6 protein-coding genes are annotated in these 3,927 nt (G+C 62.0%); 2 read left to right on the forward strand and 4 right to left on the reverse strand.

The window, feature by feature from the left end; genetic code table 11:
• The 4 genes from HMPREF0178_RS21790 to HMPREF0178_RS00425 form a co-directional block, all read right to left on the reverse strand.
• The coding region (locus HMPREF0178_RS21790) for a hypothetical protein (RefSeq protein ID WP_009367925.1) at positions 1-246 on the reverse strand (246 nt) is incomplete at its 3' end.
• A 109-nt stretch (positions 247-355) separates the two neighbouring features.
• Positions 356-1,783, reverse strand: coding sequence for a sodium:solute symporter (locus HMPREF0178_RS00420; protein WP_009367926.1), 1,428 nt, complete (start codon positions 1,781-1,783; stop codon positions 356-358).
• Positions 1,776-1,925: a hypothetical protein gene (locus HMPREF0178_RS21315; protein ID WP_157134847.1), complete on the reverse strand. Its 150-nt coding sequence runs from the start codon at positions 1,923-1,925 to the stop codon at positions 1,776-1,778. Before HMPREF0178_RS21315 ends, HMPREF0178_RS00420 begins: the two co-directional genes overlap by 8 nt.
• Before the next feature lie 256 nt (positions 1,926-2,181).
• Positions 2,182-2,607: a nucleotidyltransferase substrate binding protein gene (locus HMPREF0178_RS00425; protein ID WP_009367928.1), complete on the reverse strand. Its 426-nt coding sequence runs from the start codon at positions 2,605-2,607 to the stop codon at positions 2,182-2,184.
• A 169-nt stretch (positions 2,608-2,776) separates the two neighbouring features.
• On the opposite strand from HMPREF0178_RS00425, the gene HMPREF0178_RS22270 reads away from it, so the two are divergent.
• Complete coding sequence (locus tag HMPREF0178_RS22270; protein ID WP_009367929.1) at positions 2,777-3,100, forward strand: hypothetical protein; 324 nt, start codon at positions 2,777-2,779, stop codon at positions 3,098-3,100.
• Positions 3,087-3,927: TolC family protein (locus tag HMPREF0178_RS00430; RefSeq protein WP_232281152.1), on the forward strand; the 841-nt coding region annotated here is incomplete at its 3' end. The genes HMPREF0178_RS22270 and HMPREF0178_RS00430, both read left to right, overlap by 14 nt.

Consider the following 3,927-nt stretch of genomic DNA (forward strand, 5'->3'; position numbering starts at 1 on the left):
CTTGCAGAAGGTTTCGATGGCCTCTTCCGTGATCTCTTTGCCTTCGGTGATGGTGTATTGGTTCATGAGCAGGGCGGGCGTCGCGTTTGTGAAGCCTTGCCGGGCGATTTCAAGCCCGCAGCCCACGCAGGTGATGCGGGCTTCGACAGCGTGCTGTTTCAGGTGGCGGCGCAATGACCGCTCGGTTTGCGCCATGCGCGGGCCGTTCAGATCCAGAATGCGGATATTGATTTCAGGCTGGTTCATCAAAGCGATCCTTCACGTTGAGCGTTTGCCTCCGCTATAGCGCTTCGATGGGGCGTCCGCAACAGTCGGGGCGGGCGGCGGGACCTTCCACGCCGCCCGCCCCGGAATATCAGGCCTCCTGTTCCAAAGCCGGGGATTCGGACAGGGCGGAAACCGCGATCCAGCCTATCCACGAGAAGAGGAAGCCGACGAAGAAGGGCGGGATGCCCGCGGCCACGGAACCGAGCTGCGGCCCCCAGATGGAGGTGGGCCCGTAGGCGATCAGGTACCAGGCGAGGCAGGAGAAGAACCCGCACGCGGCGCTGGCCCATGCTGCCCCGGCGTTGCGGCGTCCGAAGCGCACGAGGGCGACATAGGGCACCAGCGCCATTGCGCCGACGATGCTCCAGCTGGTGGTGCAGAGCAGGGCGACGAGCTGCCCCTTGATCTGGGCGCAGCCGCCGCTGACGAGCACGCAGATGGCGATGCCGGTGAACCACGAAAGCCGGTTGCTGGGCCGCCCGCGCAGGTCTTCGGAGAGGGCGGACACCGCGATGTGGTAGATGCCGGTGGCCGTCGACAGCGACGCGGAAACGATGGCCAGCACGAAAATATGCAGGGCGAACTCGGGGAGCAGCATCTGGACGAGCCGCGGCATGACTTCGTCTGGGCTGGCGACTTCGGGAAGGATGAGCCGGGAAAGCGCTGCCGCGAAGTAGGCCCCGCCCACGAGCACCGTCAGGATGAACATGGCGAGCGGCGTGGTTTTCTTGAGCTGGCGCGGATCGGCGATGGCGAAGTGGCGCTGCATCATCTGCGGCTGGGCCCACACCGCGATGGAGGTCACGACAACCAGAGAGAGGATGAACAGCCCCCGTTCCCCGCCGGACAGGGAGACGAACCCGTTGTTGGCGAGATCGCTGGGGGGAAGGGCCGCCAGCGCCTGCATACCTTCCCACGGGCCGCCGACCTTGGAGAAGATGGCCCCCACGAGCATGAGCATACCCACGAGCATGACGACGCCCTGCATGGCTTCGGTGTAAAGGACCCCGCGCAGTCCGCCGATGAAGACGGTGAGCCCCACGATGATCGCCACCAGCCAGATGAGCGCCCAGACGGGCACGGGGAGGATCTCGGCCAGCAGGAGCGCCGCCCCCTTGATGACCGCCGAGCCGTATACGCCGAGGAACAGGGCGAAAACAAAGGCCATCGCCCTTGTCAGGCTGGGCGAGCCGTGCCCGAGGCCGAGCAGCTGCGCCGGGGTGCGCGCGCCGAGGCGTTCCTGCCACTTGCGCGTTGGCCACGCCAGGAAGCGGTAGACGGCCCACGTCCCGAACCAGACGTTGCCCGCGGCCACGAGCAGCATTTGCAGGCCGTAGGCATGGGCGAGCCCGCCGAACCCGACGAGCGCCACCGCCGAGATGTAGGTGGCGACATAGGCGAAGGCCTGCACGCCGAACCCTACGGAGCCGCTGAGCACGGCGTCCTTGCTGCGTCCCTTATGCACCAGAAAGGCGAAGACCGCGAAGTAGCCGGCCCAGAGCAGGATCTCAGTCATGGTTGCGCTCCATCCGGCGTTTCGCCGGTTTCACATTGCGGAGGAGCCCGAACAGGGACATCGAAAAGGCCACGAACATGGAAACGAGGGCGACTCCAACGGCTCCATCCATAGGCAGGTTGGTCAGGGCGGCAAGCATCACGGTTTCTCCCGGCGGTAAAAAGGTACAAAAAAAGCCACCGGCCCTTTGAGGTCGGTGGCTTGTCCTTACTGAACAAAGCTCAATGTGCTACGGAACGTCTCATTTACGCACAGCACATCCGATCCGGGGCCAGCAGCTGGTGTCCCGAATAATAATAGTAAAAGTGCGCAAACGAAAAGATCATGGTGTAACTCCGTGAAAAGAATGTTCCCACAAAAAGGGAGGCTCCGTCAAGGGGGCGGGGCCGCTTTTTTTGTCATTGCTTTCTTTCCCCGGAACAGGGATGCTGGACAAGCCAATCCCGGAGGCGGGCGAGTTCGGGGAGAAAGCGGGATTCCAGTTCCTTTACGGCGGTTTGAAGCGTTTCCGGCGAGTCGTCCCTCGCAAGCTGGCTCCTGCGCGCGAGCATGTCCATCCAGATGTGCCCGTCGAAGATGATCCGCCTCCGCCACGCGGCGGCGAGGACGGCGGGCGGGGTGGGCGTATCGGGAAGGTGCCCGGATGCCGCAAGATGGTCTTTCATCGCTTTCAGGCCCGCGTCGACGGCAAAACGCATACGGCGCACGGCCCCTTCCTGTTCAAGTCCGGAAAGCGGTGATAATAAAAAGGCTTCTTCCAAACGGCCCAGCGTTTGGAGAAAATGTTGCAGAGAAGACGAAGACGGCGTAAAAAGGGATGGCATCATTTTTCCTCTTGACAAGCCCGTAAAGCGGCTTAAAGCGTTATTTTGCGCTGTACATCGGTTTTTCCATAGTGTAGTAGCTTACTCGGTTTTCTGGCCCGATAACGCGTTAGGAAACCCATTCATTTTTTGTAGAGCAGATTCGTTACAATGGAAAGGGGAATAGTGAATGAAATCTTCGCATTTGAGGATGCTGCTGCTTCTGGGTGCCTTGGGGCTTGCGTGTTCGCCGGAATCGGCCTTTTCCCAGGAGAAGGCCCCCGCTCAGGCATATGCGGGAAAAACGGTCACGGGAGAAGTGACCGTAAAGCAGACTGTTGAAGATACGTTGCAGTCGCACCGTGGCCTGAAGGTCATGCAGGAGAACCTTGACGTCGTCCGTCATGAGCTCCGCAGGGCCAAGGCGGGGTGGGGGCCGAGCGTCGACGCCGTGGGGCGTACCGGAGCCAGCCGGCTGAAGCAATACGACGACGCGCCCTTTGAACGCCGATAAGGACATGTACGGGGCCAACAGCATCAGCCTTACGCTCACGCAGCCGCTGTGGGACGGTTTCGCCACGCGCAGCCGTGTCCGCACGGGCGAAGCGACGGTCGATTCCATGACCTACCGCGTCCTCGACAACGCCACGTCGTTCGCCCTGGACGCCATCATTGCCCATGTGGACCTGCTCCGCCGCCGCGAGATACTGCAGCTTGCCAAGGATAACGTGAGGCAGCACGTGGAGATCCTTGACTCCCAGAAGGAGCGCGTGGAACTCGGGGCCGGATCCTCCGCCGACGTGACCCAGACCAAAGGCCGCCTGGCCCGCGCCCAGAGCACGCTTACCGATGCCGAAGCCTCGCTCCGGGAAGGTGAGGCTTCCTACATCCGTTTGACCGGGAAGCCCGTGCCCGCTTCGCTGGCTGAAGTGTATGTCCCGGAACCCATGTATACCGGTTATGACGCCGTGATAGAGGTCGCCGACAAGAACAACCCGAAGCTGAAGGCCTATATGTCCGACATCAAGGCCGCGCGCGGGGAAAAGGAACTGGCCGAATCCGCCTACCATCCCAAAATCAATTTTGAAGTCGGCCCTTCCTACTCCGACCGCAGCGGCCCCGGCAGCCAGTGGACTTCCGGCGTGGACGCCGGGCTTGTCATGCGCTGGAACCTGTTCAACAGCGGGGCGGACAAGGCCGGAACCGAAGCCGCCGAGTCCCGCACGAGGATGGCCACGGAGACGCTGTATAATTTCCACGACGAACTGGCTCTGGAAATCGAAAATACATGGACCCGGTATCTGGCGGCCAAGGAACAGAAGAAGTATTATGAGGAAGCCA

Source organism: Bilophila sp. 4_1_30 (assembly GCF_000224655.1).
Classification (GTDB): Bacteria; Desulfobacterota; Desulfovibrionia; order Desulfovibrionales; family Desulfovibrionaceae; genus Bilophila; species Bilophila wadsworthia.

Bases quoted from the DNA above. Each gene is read 5' to 3' on its own strand.
- HMPREF0178_RS22270 (WP_009367929.1), top strand. From the start codon at position 2,777: ATGAAATCTTCGCATTTGAGGATGCTGCTGCTTCTGGGTGCCTTGGGG.
- HMPREF0178_RS00425 (WP_009367928.1), bottom strand. From the start codon at position 2,607: ATGCCATCCCTTTTTACGCCGTCTTCGTCTTCTCTGCAACATTTTCTC.
- HMPREF0178_RS00420 (WP_009367926.1), bottom strand. From the start codon at position 1,783: ATGACTGAGATCCTGCTCTGGGCCGGCTACTTCGCGGTCTTCGCCTTT.